Origin of the sequence: Kribbella sp. NPDC004536, assembly GCF_042873835.1 — a bacterium.
In the GTDB taxonomy this organism is placed as follows: domain Bacteria; phylum Actinomycetota; class Actinomycetes; order Propionibacteriales; family Kribbellaceae; genus Kribbella.
In genome coordinates this window covers 79,683-96,978 of sequence record NZ_JBIALY010000001.1, presented here as the reverse complement: position 1 = coordinate 96,978, position 17,296 = coordinate 79,683, and the positions used below count along the sequence as shown (strand labels likewise).

At 68.4% G+C, this 17,296-nt stretch carries 18 protein-coding genes; 13 read left to right on the top strand and 5 right to left on the bottom strand.

What is annotated here, in order from left to right; translation table 11 throughout:
* Positions 1–73 precede the first annotated feature (73 nt).
* The 4 genes from ACFYRU_RS00470 to egtD are packed head-to-tail and all read left to right on the top strand — an operon-like array spanning position 74 to position 4,345.
* Positions 74–1,294: a glutamate-cysteine ligase family protein gene (locus tag ACFYRU_RS00470; protein ID WP_387651275.1), complete on the top strand. Its 1,221-nt coding sequence runs from the start codon at positions 74–76 to the stop codon at positions 1,292–1,294.
* A complete protein-coding gene (gene egtB, locus ACFYRU_RS00465; protein ID WP_387651273.1) occupies positions 1,291–2,622 on the top strand; it encodes an ergothioneine biosynthesis protein EgtB in 1,332 nt (443 codons plus the stop codon). Before ACFYRU_RS00470 ends, egtB begins: the two co-directional genes overlap by 4 nt.
* Positions 2,622–3,383 carry an ergothioneine biosynthesis protein EgtC gene (gene egtC / locus ACFYRU_RS00460; RefSeq protein ID WP_387651271.1) on the top strand — a complete coding sequence of 254 codons (762 nt, stop codon included), beginning with the start codon at positions 2,622–2,624 and terminating at the stop codon, positions 3,381–3,383. The genes egtB and egtC overlap by 1 nt, the downstream gene beginning before the upstream one ends.
* Positions 3,380–4,345: an L-histidine N(alpha)-methyltransferase gene (gene egtD, locus ACFYRU_RS00455; RefSeq protein ID WP_387651268.1), complete on the top strand. Its 966-nt coding sequence runs from the start codon at positions 3,380–3,382 to the stop codon at positions 4,343–4,345. Before egtC ends, egtD begins: the two co-directional genes overlap by 4 nt.
* Here egtD and ACFYRU_RS00450 read toward each other — a convergent pair.
* Genes ACFYRU_RS00450 through ACFYRU_RS00440 form a run of 3 tightly spaced genes read right to left on the bottom strand, consistent with a single transcriptional unit; the run spans position 4,342 to position 7,433 of the window.
* Positions 4,342–5,628 carry an ABC transporter substrate-binding protein gene (locus ACFYRU_RS00450; RefSeq protein WP_387651265.1) on the bottom strand — a complete coding sequence of 429 codons (1,287 nt, stop codon included), beginning with the start codon at positions 5,626–5,628 and terminating at the stop codon, positions 4,342–4,344. The genes egtD and ACFYRU_RS00450 overlap by 4 nt on opposite strands.
* A gap of 19 nt (positions 5,629–5,647) precedes the next feature.
* Entirely contained in the window at positions 5,648–6,550 is a 903-nt protein-coding gene (locus ACFYRU_RS00445) for a carbohydrate ABC transporter permease (RefSeq protein ID WP_387651263.1), read from the bottom strand.
* Complete coding sequence (locus ACFYRU_RS00440; protein ID WP_387651261.1) at positions 6,537–7,433, bottom strand: carbohydrate ABC transporter permease; 897 nt, start codon at positions 7,431–7,433, stop codon at positions 6,537–6,539. The genes ACFYRU_RS00445 and ACFYRU_RS00440 overlap by 14 nt, the downstream gene beginning before the upstream one ends.
* Positions 7,434–7,568: 135 nt before the next feature.
* Between ACFYRU_RS00440 and ACFYRU_RS00435 the strand changes: the two genes are divergently transcribed.
* On the top strand, positions 7,569–8,615 hold the full coding sequence (locus ACFYRU_RS00435) for a LacI family DNA-binding transcriptional regulator (RefSeq protein ID WP_387651259.1): 1,047 nt from the start codon (positions 7,569–7,571) through the stop codon (positions 8,613–8,615).
* Positions 8,616–8,644: 29 nt separating this feature from the next.
* The gene (locus ACFYRU_RS00430) at positions 8,645–9,367 is read left to right on the top strand and encodes an alpha/beta fold hydrolase (RefSeq protein ID WP_387651257.1); all 723 of its coding nucleotides are present in this window, start codon (positions 8,645–8,647) and stop codon (positions 9,365–9,367) included.
* A gap of 43 nt (positions 9,368–9,410) precedes the next feature.
* On the opposite strand, the gene ACFYRU_RS00425 is transcribed toward ACFYRU_RS00430, so the two are convergent.
* On the bottom strand, positions 9,411–10,106 hold the full coding sequence (locus ACFYRU_RS00425) for a CHAP domain-containing protein (RefSeq protein WP_387651255.1): 696 nt from the start codon (positions 10,104–10,106) through the stop codon (positions 9,411–9,413).
* Positions 10,107–10,238: 132 nt separating this feature from the next.
* Here ACFYRU_RS00425 and ACFYRU_RS00420 point away from each other — a divergent pair, with 132 nt between their 5' ends.
* The gene (locus tag ACFYRU_RS00420; protein WP_387651253.1) at positions 10,239–10,898 is read left to right on the top strand and encodes an NBR1-Ig-like domain-containing protein; all 660 of its coding nucleotides are present in this window, start codon (positions 10,239–10,241) and stop codon (positions 10,896–10,898) included.
* Here ACFYRU_RS00420 and ACFYRU_RS00415 read toward each other — a convergent pair.
* The gene (locus tag ACFYRU_RS00415) at positions 10,895–11,398 is read right to left on the bottom strand and encodes a GbsR/MarR family transcriptional regulator (protein WP_387651251.1); all 504 of its coding nucleotides are present in this window, start codon (positions 11,396–11,398) and stop codon (positions 10,895–10,897) included. The two genes, ACFYRU_RS00420 and ACFYRU_RS00415, sit on opposite strands and share 4 nt — an antisense overlap.
* Before the next feature lie 80 nt (positions 11,399–11,478).
* Between ACFYRU_RS00415 and ACFYRU_RS00410 the strand changes: the two genes are divergently transcribed.
* From ACFYRU_RS00410 to ACFYRU_RS00385, 6 genes are all read left to right on the top strand, one after another.
* Positions 11,479–12,399 carry an ATP-binding cassette domain-containing protein gene (locus ACFYRU_RS00410; protein ID WP_387651248.1) on the top strand — a complete coding sequence of 307 codons (921 nt, stop codon included), beginning with the start codon at positions 11,479–11,481 and terminating at the stop codon, positions 12,397–12,399.
* Positions 12,396–13,994 carry an ABC transporter permease gene (locus tag ACFYRU_RS00405; protein WP_387651245.1) on the top strand — a complete coding sequence of 533 codons (1,599 nt, stop codon included), beginning with the start codon at positions 12,396–12,398 and terminating at the stop codon, positions 13,992–13,994. The genes ACFYRU_RS00410 and ACFYRU_RS00405 overlap by 4 nt, the downstream gene beginning before the upstream one ends.
* 87 nt (positions 13,995–14,081) lie before the next feature.
* Positions 14,082–14,462 carry a PPOX class F420-dependent oxidoreductase gene (locus ACFYRU_RS00400; protein WP_387651242.1) on the top strand — a complete coding sequence of 127 codons (381 nt, stop codon included), beginning with the start codon at positions 14,082–14,084 and terminating at the stop codon, positions 14,460–14,462.
* Positions 14,452–15,648 (top strand): precorrin-6y C5,15-methyltransferase (decarboxylating) subunit CbiE, encoded by a 1,197-nt coding sequence (gene cbiE, locus ACFYRU_RS00395; RefSeq protein ID WP_387651239.1) that lies wholly within the window; start codon positions 14,452–14,454, stop codon positions 15,646–15,648. Before ACFYRU_RS00400 ends, cbiE begins: the two co-directional genes overlap by 11 nt.
* Complete coding sequence (gene cobM / locus ACFYRU_RS00390; protein ID WP_387651236.1) at positions 15,645–16,385, top strand: precorrin-4 C(11)-methyltransferase; 741 nt, start codon at positions 15,645–15,647, stop codon at positions 16,383–16,385. The genes cbiE and cobM overlap by 4 nt, the downstream gene beginning before the upstream one ends.
* The gene (locus ACFYRU_RS00385) at positions 16,382–17,119 is read left to right on the top strand and encodes a cobalt-precorrin-6A reductase (RefSeq protein ID WP_387651233.1); all 738 of its coding nucleotides are present in this window, start codon (positions 16,382–16,384) and stop codon (positions 17,117–17,119) included. The genes cobM and ACFYRU_RS00385 overlap by 4 nt, the downstream gene beginning before the upstream one ends.
* Positions 17,120–17,296 lie beyond the last annotated feature (177 nt).

Below are 17,296 nucleotides of genomic sequence, written 5' to 3'. Positions count from 1 at the left end.
CTGCCCAGGCGTCACCGACCGGTAATTCTCTGGTCGGTTGTCCAGCCCTGGACCCGGAGCTAGGTTCGCTGACGTGACATCGCCCGGTGGTTTTCCGGCGACGACCCCGATCGGCTCCCGGGCCGAGGCTGAGGGTTACGTCGCGATGGTCTGTTTCAAGCACGGTCCACCTCGCCTGTACGGCGTCGAGCTCGAGTGGACTGTGCATCACGCGGAAGACCCGCACCGGCCGCTCGACGCCGGACAACTCAGCAAAGCCCTGGGCGAACACGCCCCCGCGACCCTGGTCCGCGGCAGTCCGCAGCTGCCGTTGAGCCGGGGCGCTCTGGTCACCGTTGAACCCGGTGGCCAGGTGGAGATCTCCGGGCCCGCGACGGACTCGATCCCGCGACTGATCGACGACACCGCCGCGGACGCCGCCGAGCTCACCTCACTCCTTCTGGACGCGGACCTGGTCCCCGGCTCGTACGGTCTCGACCCCTTCCGCGCACCCCGCCGCATCCTCAGCGTCCCGCGGTACGCCGCGATGGAACACGCCTTCCAGCGACTCGGACCCCACGGCCCGCGGATGATGTGCAGTACGGCCGGCCTGCAGGTCTGCCTGGACGCCGGCGAAGTTGACCAGACCGCTCTGCGTTGGCGGGCGCTGCACGATCTCGGTCCCGCCCTGGTCGCGCTGTTCGCCAACTCCCGGCGTCGGGCCGGCTCCGACACCGGCTGGGCCTCAGCTCGTACTCAGGCCACGTTCGGGACGTGCGCTCCGTTCACCGAGCCACCTCCGCTCGACGGCGACCCGGCGGCGGCGTGGGCACGGACGGCGATGGCGGCGCCGGTGCTCTGCCTGCGCCGCGGCGAGAAGTGGGACGCCCCGATCGGCCTCACGTTCGGGGCCTGGGTCGACGGCGCCCTGCCCGGTGACAGGCCGACGTACGACGACCTCGACTACCACCTGTCCACGCTCTTCCCGCCGGTCCGGCCGCGCGGGTACCTCGAGGTCCGCTACCTCGACGCGCAGCCAGGCGACGGGTGGATCGCCCCGACCCTGCTGCTCACCGCACTGATGTCCGCGCCGCTGGACCAGGTGCTGGCCGCGGCCGAGCCGGCCGCCGGCCGCTGGTTCCCGGCCGCCCGTGAAGGGCTGAAGGACAGGTTGGTACTGCGGGCCGCGCGCGACGTCGTCGCGCTGGGCACCGCGATCCTCGACCGGACCGGTGCGGATCCCGAACTGACCGCTGCCGTCGCGACCCGGCTGCAGCGCATCGTCGACAACACCCAAGGAAGGCGAGCTTCATGAACCACCAACTGTCCGACCTGTCGCCCGAAGGTCTGCGGGCCTACGCCGGCGAGCAGCTCGAGCGGTCGCGGGCCCGTACGGTGCAGCTGACCGACGCGGTCGACACCGACGACCTGGTCAAACAGCACTCGAAGCTGATGTCACCCCTCGTCTGGGACTACGCCCACGTCGGCAACCAGGAGGAACTCTGGCTGGTCCGCGATGTCGGCGGCCGCGAGCCGCTCCGCCAGGACATCGACGAACTGTACGACGCGTTCCAGCACCCGCGGGCGGACCGCCCGTCGCTGCCACTGCTCGGCCCGGCGGAGACACGCGTGTACGTGAACGAAGTACGCGACAAGGTGCTCGACGTTCTCGATCACGTGAAGTTCGATACCGGGCGTGAGCTCGTCGACAACGCGTTCGCGTTCGGGATGATCACGCAGCACGAGCAGCAGCACGACGAGACGATGCTCGCGACGCACCAGTTGCGCGAGGGTGCGCCCGTCCTGGATGCGCCGCCGCCTCCCGCCGGGCGCGCGCTGCCGTCGGCCGAGGTCTTCGTACCGGGTGGCGTGTTCGAGATGGGTACGTCGATCGAGCCGTGGGCGTTGGACAACGAGCGCCCGGCGCACGCGGTGCACGTGAAGCCGTTCGTGATCGACACGGTACCGGTGACGAACGGCGACTACCTGAACTTCGTGCTCGGTGGTGGGTACGCGGATCCGCAGTGGTGGTCGGACGCCGGCTGGGCGCACGTGCGGAAGGCTTCGTTGGTCGCGCCAAGGTTCTGGTCGCAGGCGGACGGGGAGTGGTGGCGGCTGCGGTTCGGGCACCGCGAGCGGTTGCCGCTGGACGAGCCGGTGATGCACGTCTGCTTCTACGAGGCGGAGGCGTACGCCAAGTGGGCCGGGAAGCGGCTGCCGACCGAGGAGGAGTGGGAGTTCGCGGCGCGGTTCGATCCCGCGACCGGGCGGACGCGGCGGTTCCCGTGGGGTGACGAGTCGCCCGGTCCGCAGCACGCGAACCTCGGCCAGCGGCACCTGTCGCCGGCACCGGTCGGGGCGTATCCGGCCGGGGCATCGCCGCTCGGGGTGGAGCAGCTGATCGGCGACCTGTGGGAGTGGACGTCGAGCGACTTCGGCGGCTACCCGGGATTCCGCGCGTGGCCGTACGACGAGTACTCGCTGGTGTTCTTCGGCCCGGAGTACAAGGTGCTCCGCGGCGGCTCGTTCGGCACCGACGAGGTGGTGGCGCGCAGTACGTTCCGCAACTGGGACTACCCGATCCGCCGCCAGATCTTCGCCGGCTTCCGCTGCGCCCGCGACCCGCGCCCCGAAGAACTCTGATGTGCCGGCACCTGGGCTACCTGGGCCCGCCGGTCACTCTCGCGTCGCTGGTCCTCGACCCAGCTCACTCCCTCTACGAACAGAGCTGGGCGCCGTCGGACATGCGCGCCGGCGGCACCGTGAACGCGGACGGCTTCGGAATCGGCTGGTATCCGGAAGGGGACGCGGCCGTGTCCGGTGGACCGGTGCGCTACCGGCGGGACGTCCCGATCTGGACCGACGAGAACCTCCCGGGCCTGGCCCGTTCGATCCGGTCGGGCGCGGTGGTCGCCGCGGTCCGGAACGGGACGGTCGGGATGCCGTACGGGCAGTCCGCGAGCGCGCCGTTCGCGTCGGACCACTGGCTGTTCAGCCACAACGGGCGGATCCCCGGCTGGCCGGAGACGACGCTCAAGCTGGCCGAGCAGCTGCCGGTCGCCGATCTGCTCGGCCTGGACGCGCCCACCGACTCGGTGTTCCTGTGGGCGCTGATCGCCCGGCGCCTGCACGACGGCGTACCGCCCGCCGATGCGGTCGCGGCCGTGGTGGGCGAGGTGGAGGCGGCCGCACCCGGCTCGCGCCTGAACATCCTGCTGACCGACGGCGAACAGCTGATCGCGACCGCGTGGACGCATTCGCTGCAGGTCAAGAAGACGAACCACTCCGTGACCGTCGCCTCCGAACCCTTCGGCGACGGCGAATGGCACGCAGTACCAGATCGTTCCCTGCTGGTGGCTACCGCCACAACGCTGCAGGTCACCCCGATGGAAGGACAGTTGTGACCCTCATCGACGTACACCTGACCCCGGACTACGCGGCCCGCGCATTGCGGGACGACGTTCGGGCGGGGTTGTCGGCGACGCCGAAATGGCTGCCGCCGAAGTGGTTCTACGATGCGCGGGGGAGCGAACTGTTCGAGGAGATCACCCGCCTCCCGGAGTACTACCCGACCCGTGCCGAGCGGGAGATCCTGCACGCTCGGAAGGACGAGATCGCCGCGATCACCAACGCCCACACGCTGGTCGAGCTCGGTTCCGGATCGTCGGAGAAGACCCGCCTGCTGCTCGACGGGCTGCGCGACCACGGCACGCTGACCAGTTTCGTACCGCTCGACGTCTCCGAATCGGCGCTCCGCGACGCCGCCGACGCGATCAACGCGGACTACCCGACCGTCGACGTGCACGGTGTCGTCGGCGACTTCACCGCGCACCTCGACAAGCTCCCGGGCGACCCGCCGCGGCTGGTGGCGTTCCTCGGCGGCACGATCGGCAACCTGATCCCGGCCGAACGGGAGACGTTCTACCGCTCGATCCGCGAGGTGCTCGAGCCCGGCGAATGGCTTCTGCTCGGCACGGACCTGGTGAAGGACCCGGCCACGCTGGTCGCGGCGTACGACGACGCGGCCGGCGTCACCGCGGAGTTCAACAAGAACGTGCTGCGGGTGATCAACCGGCAGCTCGGCGCGGACTTCGACGTCGACGCGTTCGAGCACGTAGCGATCTGGGACGCGGACAACGAGTGGATCGAGATGCACCTGCGCGCCACCCGCGCGATGCAGGTGCTGATCCCGGAGATCCACCTGGAGGTGAGCTTCGAGGCGGGCGAGGAGATCAGCACCGAGATCTCCGCGAAGTTCCACCGCGACGGCGTCGAGGCCGAACTCGGCAAAGCGGGCTTCACCCCAGCCGCCTGGTGGACCGACACCGAAGCCCGCTTCGCACTGTCACTGTGGGAAGCCGTTTAGCTTCCTTGCTTGATCAGGCCGTTGATCTTGTCGATGTAGGCAGGTAGGTCGGTGATCGGCTTCTTGCCGCTCAGGATGGGCTGGTAGTTGGCCGTGGTCAGGTCACCGACCTGGCTGGCCCACTGGGTGGTGAAGCGGACACCGACCGTCTTCTCCGCGGCCAGGTCGGCCTTGACCGTGTCGACGACCGTGGTCTGCTGCGCCTTGGTCAGCGCGTCGAAGTAGCTCGTCTGCGCGGGCGTGTACGCCGGCGGCGCGACCGGTGAGGCGGGCAGTACGGCGTCCCACACCTTGGTGTTGATGTACTCGAGCACCTTGAACGTCGCGTCCTGGTCCTTGGTGTACTGCGGCGTGCAGATCCCGACCGAGTCGTACAGCGTGGTCGGTGTGTCCACCTGCGGGAACGGCGCGAACCCGTACTTGATCTTCGGCTTGTCGGTCTGGAACCCGGCCGCCAGCCACTGACCGCCGAACGTCATCGGTACCTTGCCGGCCGCGAACAGCGACTGCACGTTGGACGCGTCGTACCCGGGCGGCGCGACCGATCCGTTCTTGATCGCGGCGGCCAGTTTCGTGACGCCCTCGGTGTACTTGCCGTCGGCCTCGGCCTTGGTCGGGTGGTTCACGTTGTCGGTGAACGGCGCGCCGCCGGCGGAGACGGAGTACATGCTCATCGTGAACGGACCGTCCGCGCTGGTCAGCTGGTCGGCGACCAGGCCGTACTTCGCGCCGTTCTTGTTCGCGAGCTTCGCGGCGTCGGAGTACATCTCGTCCCACGTCCAGCCGGCCTTCGGCAGCGGCAGGCCCGCGGCGGTGAACGCATCGGCGTTGTACCAGACGCCGTACGTGTTCATCAGCGACGGCAGGCCACCCATCTGGCCGTCGGACGTCTTCCAGTTGTCCATCGCGGACGGTACGAACTTGTCCGCCTTGAAGTCGCCGTCGCCGTTCTTGATCTTGTCGGCCCAGTCGACCAGCAGACCCTGGGACGTGTACTGCTGCTCGGTGTCGTTACCGCACCAGAACAGGTCCGGCAGCTTCTTCGCCTGGGTCAGCGACGCGAGCTTGTCGCCGTACTGACCACTCGGCGACTCCAGCAGGTCGACCTTGATGTTGTCGTCCTTGAAGTTGTCCAGCGCTTTCTTGATCGCTGCGTTGGTGTCGGCCGACTCCCACGTCATCACCGTCACGGTGACCGGACCGCTGCTCGAACCACCCGAACCCGAACCGCCGCAGGCCGTTGCCGTCAGCAACCCTGCACACGCCAGTGCAGTGACACCCATAATCCTCTTCACAACATCCTCATTTCTGGTTCGTGCTGCCGAGAGCACCGAGGCCCTGGATGAAATAGCGCTGCGCGGCGAAGAAGATGATCAGCGGCGGCAGCATGTACAGCAGGTTGGTGGCCATGTAGTAGCTCCAGTCCGGCGTCTTCCCGGCGAACGGCGAGATGAACGACGCCATACCCACCGACAACGGCCACTTGCCGGACGAGTACAGGTAGACCAGCGGATTCAGGTAGTCGTTCCAGGACGCCTGGAACGCGAGGATCGCCATCGTCAGCCAGGCCGGCCGGGTCAACGGCAGCATCACGCTGACGAAGATCCGTAGATGTCCGGCGCCGTCGATCTTGGCCGCTTCATCGATGGAATAGGGGATCGCAAGAAAGTACTGGCGGGCCAGGAAGATGAACAACGGGTTGCCGCCGAGGAAGGCCGGCACGATCAGCGGCAGCCACGTGTCGTACCACCCGATGCTCTTGTACATCTGGAACAGCGGGATCAGGCCGACCACGCCGGGCAGCAGCATGCTGCCGACGAACAGGTAGAACCACACCTTGCGGCCGGGGAACCGCAGCCGGGCCAGCGCGTACCCGGCCATCATCGCGGTCAGCACCCCACCCAGGACACTCAGCGCGGTGATGATGACCGAGTTCAGGAACAGCCGCGGGAAGTGGATCGCCTTCGGCCCGTTGAGGAAGTTGCTCCAGTGGAACTCGTGCGGCAGCAGCTTCGGCGGGATGTCGAAGACCGCGGTCTTGTCCTTCAGGCCGATCGTGATCATCCACAGCAGCGGGACGACCATCACCGCGCAGATGAACAGCGCCACGACGTACCACGCCGTCGTACCGATCGCCCGTGGTCGCTTCTTCTCCGGGCGGGCCACCTCGGACACTGCGGGCAGGGAGGCTTCAGTTGTTGTCACTGTACGTCCAGAGCGAGGAGAACTTCGCGGTCAGGGCGATCACGGCGATGATGATCACGAACAACACCCACACCTGCGCGGACGCGTACCCCAGCTGCGGGATCCGGCCCAGGGTGGGGAAGCCGTTGTTGTAGATCGAGAGCATCAGCACGTTGGTACTGAAGCCCGGCCCGCCGTTGGTGAGGATCTTCGGCTGGTTGAACGTCTGCAGCGCGGCCGTGGTCTGCAGGATCACCTGCAGCAGCATGATCGGGCTGATCATCGGCATCGTGATCCGGAAGAACACCGACCACGGGCCGGCGCCGTCTACCCTGGCCGCCTCGTACAGTTCGGTCGGTACCGACTGCAGCGCGGCCAGGAAGATGATCATCGTGCTGCCGACGCCCCACAGCATCACCAGTACTACGGACGGCATCGCCATCTTCGGGCTCTGCAACCACAGGCTCGTCGGCAGGCCGAGCCGGTCGAGGATCGTGTTCAGCAAGCCGACCTGCGGGTCGAGCATGAACTTCCACAGCGTGATGGTGGCGACCGCGGGCAGTACGACGGGCAGGTACGCGAGCGTACGGACCACGCGGACGCCGGCGAACCGCTGGTTGCAGAACATCGCCAGCGCCAGGCCGAGCACCAAAGACAACGGGACATAGAGCAACACCAGGTAGCCGGTCGCCCGCAACGCCGGCCAGAACGCCGGGTCGGTGCTGAACAGCCTCCGGAAGTTGCCGAGGCCAACGAAGACCGGGTCGGTCAACCCGTTGTACTTCGTCAGCGCGAGGTAGAACGATCGGATCAGCGGATACCCCACGAAGACTCCGAACCCGATCACCGCCGGGGCGATGAACAGGTACGCCGCCTTCACGTCGGAGCCGGCGTTGCGGCTCATACCCCCACGACTGCGCTTCTGCTTCGTGGTGGTTCCGCCTGGAGAGACTGAATTCATCCGGCCTCCTGGACGGTAACGTTTCCAACGTTTTACTGTTGGGTGACGATGCCGTGTCCCGAAAAGGAAGTCAACCCCGTGTCCGAAACGTTTCCAAGCCAGCCGGAGGTCGCCCGGCCGACGATGATCGACGTCGCGCGGCGGGCCGGGGTCGGGCTCGGCACGGTGTCGCGGGTCGTGAACGGCGGCCACGGTGTCCGGGACGAGACCGCCCAGCGCGTCCGCGCCGCGATCGACGAACTCGGCTTCCAGCGCAACGAGGTGGCGCGCGCGCTCCGCCCGGGCAAGAAGTCGACGAGTCTGGCGCTGGTCCTCGGTGACCTGACCAACCCGTTCTACGCGAGCATCGCGAAGGCGTCGCTCGAGGTCGCCGGGCAGTCCGGGTTCGCCGTCGTCCTCGGTAGCGTCGACGAGGACCCGGAAGGGGAGAAGCGCGCGATCAAGGAGCTGGTCAGCCGGCAGGTGGCCGGTCTGATGATCGTCCCTGACCAGGGCGATCACGCCTTCCTCCAGGGCGCCGGCGTACCGGTGGTGTTCGTCGACCGCCCGGCGACCGGGATCGAGGCGGACATCGTGATGGTCGACAACGAGGGCGGTGGCCGGATCGCGGCCGAACACCTGCTCAGCCAGGGCCACGAACGGATCGCGATCATCCTCGCCCCGTCGTACTACACCATCGGGCGCCGGCTGCGCGGGTTCCGCCGCGCGCACCGGGCCGCCGGGATCGAGGTCGACGAGTCGCTGGTGATCCAGCTGCCCGAGGGCAACGCGGAGGCGGCCGAGAAGGCGACCCGGGAGGTGATGCTGCGGGCCGATCCGCCGACCGCGATCTTCGCCTCGACGAACTTCCTGGTCGAGGGCGTGCTGCGGGCCCTCGGTGAACTCGAGCAGGATCCGGCGGTGGTCGGGTTCGACGACTTCCGGCTCGCCGACATGCTGCCGACGCCGGTCACGGTCGTTGCCTCCGACATCGCCGAGCTCGGTCGCAGTGCGGCCCGGTTGTTGCTCGATCGCGCCTCCGGTACGGACACCCGCCCGCCGCAGCGGATCGTACTGCCGTGTGCGCTGATCGAACGCGGCTCCGGCGAACGGCCGCCTTCTGCTGTGAACAGAAAGGCTCAGTGATCAGCGACGGCGCTGACTAAGGTCGCAACGTGTACTACGAGTCCTTCGGCACCGGCCGCCCGATCTTCTTCCTCCCCAGCTGGGGCGGCGACGCCGGCGAAGGCCGCGCTGTCCACGAGCCGATCTTCGAACACCGCAAGGGCTGGCGCCGCATCTACGTAAGCCCACCCGGCACAGGGCAATCGCCCGCCGACCCAACCATCACCAACCAAGACGCCATGCTGTCTTCCATTGCTGGGCTCATCAGTACGGTGGCGGGTGACGAACCATTCGCCCTCGCAGGTACATCGGCCGGCGCCCTGCACGCCCGAGGCATCCTCAAAAGAAACCCGACCCAAGTCCTAGGACTGTTGCTGAGAGCACCAGGCATCGTGATCGATCGCGCCCGGCGTACGCTTCCGACCGCGTCGGACCTGCTGCCGTCAGCGGCCCGCGACCGCCAGCACAAGTACTACGACGAGGCGGAACGGCTTGCGGACCTGGAGTTCCTCGGGCGGATCCAGCGCGACCCGTCGACGTACGGCCTCAGCGAAGACCCGTCGGCCCACTTCGAGCGCCCTACGCTGATCGTCACCGGCCGCCAGGACACCATTGCGGGCTACGCGGACGCCTGGCCGATCCTCGACGACTACCCGCGCGCGACGTACGCCGTACTCGACCAAGAAGACCACTACCTCCCCGGCCCCGGCTCCGCCGTGTACCGGGCGCTGGTGGAGGACTGGCTGGACAGGATCGAGCACCCGGACGCGTGAGGGGCGGTACGCGCGTCCAGGTGCTCGAGTCGATGGGGCCGGTTCAGAAGTTCGGCCAGGCCCAGCCGCGGTAGTTGGAGTAGTACGGGAGCTTGGCGAGGCCGATCGCGCCGTTGACGCTGGTGGCCCAGAAGTAGCCGTCACCGCGGGCCACGCCGACGTGGCCGTTCGGGGCGGCGAGGTTCCAGAAGACCAGGGCGCCCTTCGGCGGGTTCAGGTCGCCGGGGTGGGCGACACCACGGTTCACGGCGTCGTTCCAGTCCGCGGTGGCCGAGGCCCAGATCGCGGTCTTGCCGAACGAGTTCTCCGCGGCCATCTCGCAGTACCCCTGGAACGCCGTCGAACCGTTCCGGGAGGAGTACCAGGCGATCGCCGCGTCCGCGCGTGGGTTGCTGGTGCACAGCGGTGCGATCAGCCCGCTGCTGCCGGTGTTGACGTAGGAGTCGGTGATGAAGCCCTTGCCGGGGATGTGGTCCCAGATCAGGCTGCGGCCGTACTTGCCGGTGACGGGTTCGCCGTACACCTGGCAGTCGATCTCGACGGTTCCGTTCGGCTGGGTGCCGACCGAGGCGAAGCTGGTCGCGTTCCCGGACCGGATCGCGACGCCGGTTCCGCTGTCGGTGACAACGGTCCCGGTGGCGGCGCTGGCGGGGAGTACGCCGGTGCCGAGGGCGGCGGCACCGGCCAACAGGGTGGTGACGGCGACGCGGGCGGTGATGCGCAGGAGGGCGGTACGCATGGTGGTTGTCCTTTTCGCTGGGCGACTGGCGAAGCGGCACTTTTTTACAGAGAATCAGAGCGTTACGGTGTTGTCGCAGTGGGCAACGGTCGAACCGGAGAGTGCACTGTGAGGCCAGCACAGGCTCGCTTTGTGATCGGTTCCCGGATGCGCGAGCTCCGGGAGGCGTCCGGCATGCCGTTGAGCCGGGCGGCCGCCGAGTCGGGGTGGGACAAGGGGCATCTGTCCCGGGTCGAGCGTGGCCACACCAAGCCGAGCCGCGAGCTGATCGAGTGGTACGACGACTCGTTCGGCGCGAACCAGGCGCTGGTGAACCAGCTGACCGAACTCGACGCCGCCGTCCGCGCCGACCGGGACATGTCGCAGCGCGACCTCCGTCGGCACGTCCAGCCGGTGCTGCTCGGTGGGTCGGTACCGATCGACCATCACCCCGACGACCGGGCCGAGCTGGTGGGGGAGACCGTTCCGGACGGTACGCAGGTACGCCAGGACGAGACGTTCGAGAAGACGTGGGTGATCCGTAACAGCGGCGAGCGCCCGTGGTGCGACCGATGGCTCACCCGCCAGGGCGGCGCCGGCACCCCCGGGCACCTCCGCTCCCCACACCAGGCCCCCGTGCCCGACGCGGCCCCCGGCGACCTCGTCACGGTAACGATGTCCCTCCAAGCGCCACCCCAAGTAGGCGCCTCCACCGCCTACTTCAAAATCACCGACAAAGCAGGCCGCCTGTACTACCCAGGCCTCGAGTCCCCACCCATCTACTGCACAATCTTCACGGTCTACGACCTCTAGGCGCCGTACTCCGCGTCCAGTTCGGCGTCGAGTTCGGCTTTGCGTTTGATCCAGCGTTCGCTGAGGCCCTTGACCTCTTCGCTGATGAAGTCGATGAACTCGAGCGAGACGCGGATCCGGCGGTGGGCGTCGGTGTTGTCGCCGGCGGCGTCGAGGACCTTGCGGAGCGAGACGGACCAGCGCCCGAGCGACGCGTCCTCGGTCATCATCGTCTGGTACCAGGCGTCGTCCTGCACCACGTACACGTCGCGACGGCTGCCGGGCTCGCGCTCGCGGGTCGCGAGCCGGAGCTGGAGCAGGTAGTTCACCGCACCGGAGACGGCGGCCGGACTCGCCTGCAACTGGTCGGACAGTTCGGCCGCCGTCATCCGCCCGTCCACGCTGGAGAGGATCGCGGCGAACACCCGAGCCGCCATCCGCGGCCAGCCTGTCTCCGCCAGCAGGTTGCCGAACTGCTCGGTGTACCGCTTGACGGCGTCGTCGTCCCGATGTGCACTCACCGCCCCATCATCTCCTCTGCCGCGTCAGGATGTTGTTAGCAAGATTCACAAACTTCTGAATGAAGTGTACGTTATGAATCATGACATCAGCCATCGTGGTCTCCGGACTGCACAAGTCGTACGGAAGTACGCATGCCCTCGACGGGCTCGACCTCGAGGTCAAGACCGGTGAGGTGCACGGATTCCTCGGGCCGAACGGCGCCGGGAAATCCACCACCATCCGCGTCCTGCTCGGCCTGCTGCGGGGTGACGCCGGAGATGTCTCACTGCTCGGCGGCGACCCGTGGCACGACGCCGCGAAGCTGCACCGACGGCTCGCGTACGTCCCCGGAGACGTGAACCTGTGGCCGAACCTGACCGGCGGCGAAGTGATCGACCTGCTCGGCCGGCTCCGCGGCGGCCTGGACGAGAAGAAGCGCGACGAACTGCTGCGCCGGTTCGACCTGGACCCGACCAAGAAGGGCCGGACGTACTCGAAGGGCAACCGGCAGAAGGTCGCGCTGGTCGCCGCGCTCTCGTCGGACGTCGAGCTGCTGATCCTGGACGAACCGACCTCCGGCCTCGACCCGCTGATGGAGGAGGTGTTCCGGCAGTGCATCGAGGAGGAGCGCCGGCGCGACCGCACCGTACTGCTGTCGAGCCACATCCTCTCCGAGGTCGAGGCGCTGTGCGACCGGGTCAGCATCATCCGCCGCGGCAAGGTGGTCGAGACCGGCACGCTGGCCGAGCTGCGGCACCTCACCCGGACGTCGATCCACGCAGAGCTGGCCGGTTCGCCGAACGGTCTGGCGCAGCTGCCGGGGGTGCACGACCTCGATGTCGAGGGCAACCGGGTGCGGTGCGAGGTGGACACCGCCCAGCTCGACGCCGTGATGCGGCAGCTGTCCGCGAGCGGCATCAAGACGCTGGTCGCGCAACCGCCGACGCTGGAGGAGCTGTTCCTGCGGCACTACGAGGAAGACGTACCGGCCGAGGCCGGAGCTGAGGCGGCCGTGCGATGAACGACTTCGTCGGTACCGGGACGCTGGTGCGGCTCGCGCTGCGCCGCGACCGGCTGCTGATCCCGCTCTGGGTCGTCGTCTTCGTGATGACCGCCGCCGGATCGGCCAAGGCGACGATGGACCTGTACGCGGATCCGAAGACGCTCGTCGACGCGGCGCGGACGTCGAACGCCTCACCTGCGCTCGTCTCGCTGTACGGGCGCATCTTCGACGAGTCCTCGCTCGGGGAGGTCTCGCTGTTCAAGCTCACCGCGTTCGGCGCGCTGCTGGTCGGGTTGCTCGGCGGCATGCTCGTCGTACGGCACACCCGGACCGAGGAGGAGTCCGGGCGGCTCGAGCTGCTGAGTGCCGGCGTACTCGGCCGGTACGCGGCGCTGGCCGCCGCGCTGATCGTGTCCGGGGCGACGGTGCTGGTGCTCGGGTTGCTGACCGCGCTGTCGCTGCTGGGCAGCGGATTGGACGCGAAGGGGTCGTTCGCGTTCGGGTTGATGTGGACGGCTGCGGGGCTGGCGTTCGCCGGTGTGGCGGCGGTGACCTCACAGGTCACCGAGAGCGCGCGGGCCGCGAACGGACTGACCGCGATCGTGCTCGGTGTGTCGTACGTACTGCGGGCGATCGGCGACTCGTCGGCGGACGGCAGTACGCAGTGGGTGTCGTGGCTGTCGCCGATCGGGTGGTCGCAGCAGGTCCGCGCGTACGCCGGTGACCGATTTGCCGTACTGCTGGTGCCGTTGGTGTTCCTGGCTGCGATGGTCGCCGCGGCGACCGCGCTGATCCGGCGGCGCGATCTCGGTGCCGGTCTGGTTCGGCCGCGGCCCGGACCGCCGCGGGCGGCTGCTTCGTTGCGGTCACCGTTGGCGCTGGCTTGGCGACTGCACCGAGGTTCCTTGCTGGCTTGGGGTTTCGCCTTCCTGCTGCTGGGGCTGCTGGTCGGGAACATCGCCAGCAATGTCGACGGGTTCGTGACCAGCGACAGCGCGAAGGAGATGGTGCAGAAGCTCGGTGGCGTCGAGGGGATCACCGATGCGTTCCTTGCGACCGAGATGGGCGTGATGGGGCTGTTGGCTTCGGCGTTCGGCATCCAGGCCGCGTTGCGGCTGCGGTCGGAAGAGACGGCGTTGCGGGCAGAGCCGTTGCTGGCAACCGGTGTGACCCGGGCGCAGTGGTTGGCGAGCCACGTGCTGATGGCATTGTTCGGCACTGGCGTGCTGATCCTGGTCGCGGGTCTCGGCTCGGGCGTGTCCAGTGGCGCGTCGCTGGGCAACATGGGGCGACAGGTGCCGCGGATGCTCGCGGCGGCCGCCGTACAACTGCCTGCGATCTGGCTCGTCACCGCACTGGTCGTGATCCTGTTCGGGGTCGCGCCGAAGCTGGTCACTGCGGGATGGGGGCTGTACGGACTGTTCCTGCTGATCGGGCAGTTCGGCGAGATCTTCAACCTGCCGCAGTGGATGATCAACCTCAGCCCGTACGGCCACACGCCGCGGCTGCCCGGTGGTGAGTTCTCCGTCACACCTGTGCTCTGGCTGACCGCGATCGCCGCCGCGCTGACGATCGCGGGGTTCGCCACCTTCCGTCGGCGCGACATCGGCTGACGTTTCCCGATCGGCGCTGGTCTGAGGGGTCCGGCGCTCGCAGGCCCGCCCGGTTCACTGCCGGGCGGGCCTGTTTACGATCGCTGGGTGTTGAGTGAGCAACTGGTCGGGTTCTGGACCGAGCGGCACCTGTGCGTGCTGAGTACGGTCCGGGCGGACGGGACCGTACATGCAACCCCCGTGGGCGCGACGTTGGACGCCGAGGCCGGGGTGTTACGCGTCATCTGTTCCGGTACGTCGTACAAGGCCCGTACGATCCGCCGGCTCGGTGAGGCGTCCGTCGCCGTGACGCAGGTCGACGGCCGGCGGTGGAGCACGCTCGAGGGCCGAGCTGTCGTCAACGACGACCCGGCCCACGTCGCCGACGCCGAGACCCGCTACGCCAAGCGCTACAAGCAGCCCCGCCCCAACCCCGCCCGCGTAGTCATCGAAATCACCATCACAAAGGCCCTGGGCAATGCCGGCTGACCCCATCACAGTCGTAGGCATCGGCCCCGACGGCTGGCCCGGCCTAACCCCCGCGGCCCAATCAGCCCTCCAATCAGCCGATATCCTCCTAGGCAGCCCCCGCCAACTAGCGCTCGTTCCATCCGGCGAGTTTGAAAGTGTGGCTTGGCCCTCTCCGCTTTCCGAGGGGTTGCCTCGGTTGTTGGAGGAGTATCGGGGGCGCAAGGTGTGCGTGCTTGCGAGCGGTGATCCGACGCTTCATGGGATCGGTACGACGCTGGTGCGGCTGCTCGGTGCCGACGCGGTGCAGGTGATCCCGCACCCGTCCAGCGTCTCGCTCGCCTGCGCGCGGCTCGGCTGGGCACAGGACCAAGTGCAGGTGGTGAGCCTGGTCACGAACCCGACCGACCGCCTGCACCCACACCTCCAACCCAACCGCCGCCTCCTCGTCCTCAGTCGCACCGCCCAAACCCCCGTGGAAGTCGCCGAACTCCTGACCGCCCGGGGTTACGGCGACAGCACGTTCACCGTTCTCGAACAACTCGACGGCCCGACCGAACGCATCCGCACCTCCACAGCCACAGACTGGTCCGGAGAGGTCGACCCGCTGAACGTGATCGCCGTCGAGTGCCCCGCCGACGCCCCGATCCTCTCCACCGTCCCCGGTCTCCCCGACGACGCGTACGAGAACGACGGCCAGCTCACCAAACGCGAAGTACGCGCCGTCTCCCTCTCCCGCCTGGCCCCCGTACCCGGCCAGCTGCTCTGGGACATCGGCGGCGGCGCCGGCAGCATCGCGATCGAATGGTCCCGCCACCACCCGGCCTGCCGGGCGATCGCGATCGAACGCGACCCCACCCGCGCCAAACGCCTCGAACGCAACGCCACCACGCTCGGCGCCGCGGTCACCGTCGTCGAAGGCTCGGCACCGGCAGCCCTCGAAGGCCTCGAAGCACCCGACGCGATCTTCATCGGCGGCGGCGCGACCGCCCCGGGCCTGTTCGACACCTGCTGGAACGCCCTGCGCCCAGGAGGCCGCCTGGTCGCCAACGGGGTCACGCTCGAGACCGAGGCGCTGATCGTCCAGTGGTACAAGACGTACGGCGGCGACCTCGTACGCCTCGACGTACACCGCGCCTCCGCGATCGGCACGATGACCGGCTGGCGTCCGGCAATGCCCGTCACGATCTGGAGCGTCACCAAATGACCGTCCACTTCATCGGCGCGGGCCCGGGCGCCGCCGACCTGATCACCGTCCGCGGCCGCGACCTGATCGCCTCCTCGCCGGTCTGCCTGTACGCCGGTGCGCTCGTCCCCGTCGAGCTCCTCGACCACTGCCCGCCCGACGCGCGCAAGGTCGACACCGCGAACCTCAACCTCGACGAGATCATCGCCGAACTCGCCACCGCCCACGCGGCCGGCCACGACGTCGCCCGCCTGCACTCCGGCGACCCGTCCGTGTTCAGCGCGATGGCCGAACAGATGCGCCGCCTCGACGCGCTCGGCATCCCGTACGACGTCACGCCCGGAGTGCCGGCGTACGCGGCCGCCGCCGCCACGCTCAACCGCGAGCTGACTGTGCCGGAGGTGGGGCAGACGGTCGTACTTACCCGCATCGGCGGCAGCGCCAGCGCGATGCCGCCGGGGGAGGACCTGGCGACCCTCGGCGCGAGCGGCGCGACGATCGTCCTCCACCTCGCCGTCCAGCAGATCGATCGCGTCGTCGCCGAACTGCTTCCGAACTACGGGCCCGAATGCCCGGTGGCGATCGTCGCCCGGGCGTCGCGTGACGACGAGGTCGTACTACGTGGCACGCTGGCCGACATCGCCTCGCGAGTACACGCTGCAGGCATCCGCCGTACGGCCGTCGTCATCGCCGGAAAGGTGCTGTCGGCAACGACCTTCCGGGACAGTCACCTGTACTCGGCCGACCGCGCGCGATGAGGGTCCTCCTCCTCGGCGGTACCGGCGAGGCGCGCGAACTGGCCCGCCTGCTGGTTGCCGACGGCATCGAGGTCGTCTCCTCGCTGGCCGGCCGCACCACGACCCCACAGCAGCTGGCCGGGGAAGTCCGCACCGGCGGCTTCGGCGGCGCCGAAGGGCTCACGACCTGGCTCCAGAACAACCCGGTCGACGCAGTAGTAGACGCCACCCACCCCTTCGCCACCCAAATCACCACCAACGCAACCCTCGCCACCACCCGAACCAAGACCCCCCACCTAATCCTCCACCGCCCACCCTGGGAGGACGTCTCGGCTGACTGGCGGTGGGTTGATACGGCTGGTGGGGCTGCGGAGTTGCTGCCGCGGGTCGGGTCTCGGGTGTTTCTCACCATCGGGCGTCAGGGACTTGACGCGTTTGCGAATACCGGCCTGTGGACCCTGGCCCGGTGTGTGGATCCCCCCGAGCCGGCACCGACCTGGTGCGAGCTTCTCCTCGCTCGCGGCCCGTTCACCGAGCCCGAGGAGCTGGACCTCCTGCAGCGGCACCACATCGACGTACTGGTCACCAAGAACAGCGGCGGCCCCGCGACCGCCCCCAAACTCCGCGCCGCCGCGCACCTGCACATCCCGGTAGTCATTATCCGCCGCCCCCCACTCCCGGCCGGCGTGAACATCGTCAACTCACCCGCCGAAGCCCTCGCCTGGTTACGAAGGACAGTACGAGTCACCGGGTGACGTGGGCGAGCCACTCGCCAAGCACCTGACGCTCCCGTCCGTCAATATCCCAAGCTCCGGCAGGCACGCCTGCAGTCCGTTGGCCGCGGCAGGGTGCGTTTGGACAGGACGTGTCGGTCAGCAGGGTAGTGCACCTGAGCGTGGTCGCGTCCAAGCGTACAGTGTCTCACCAGTGCA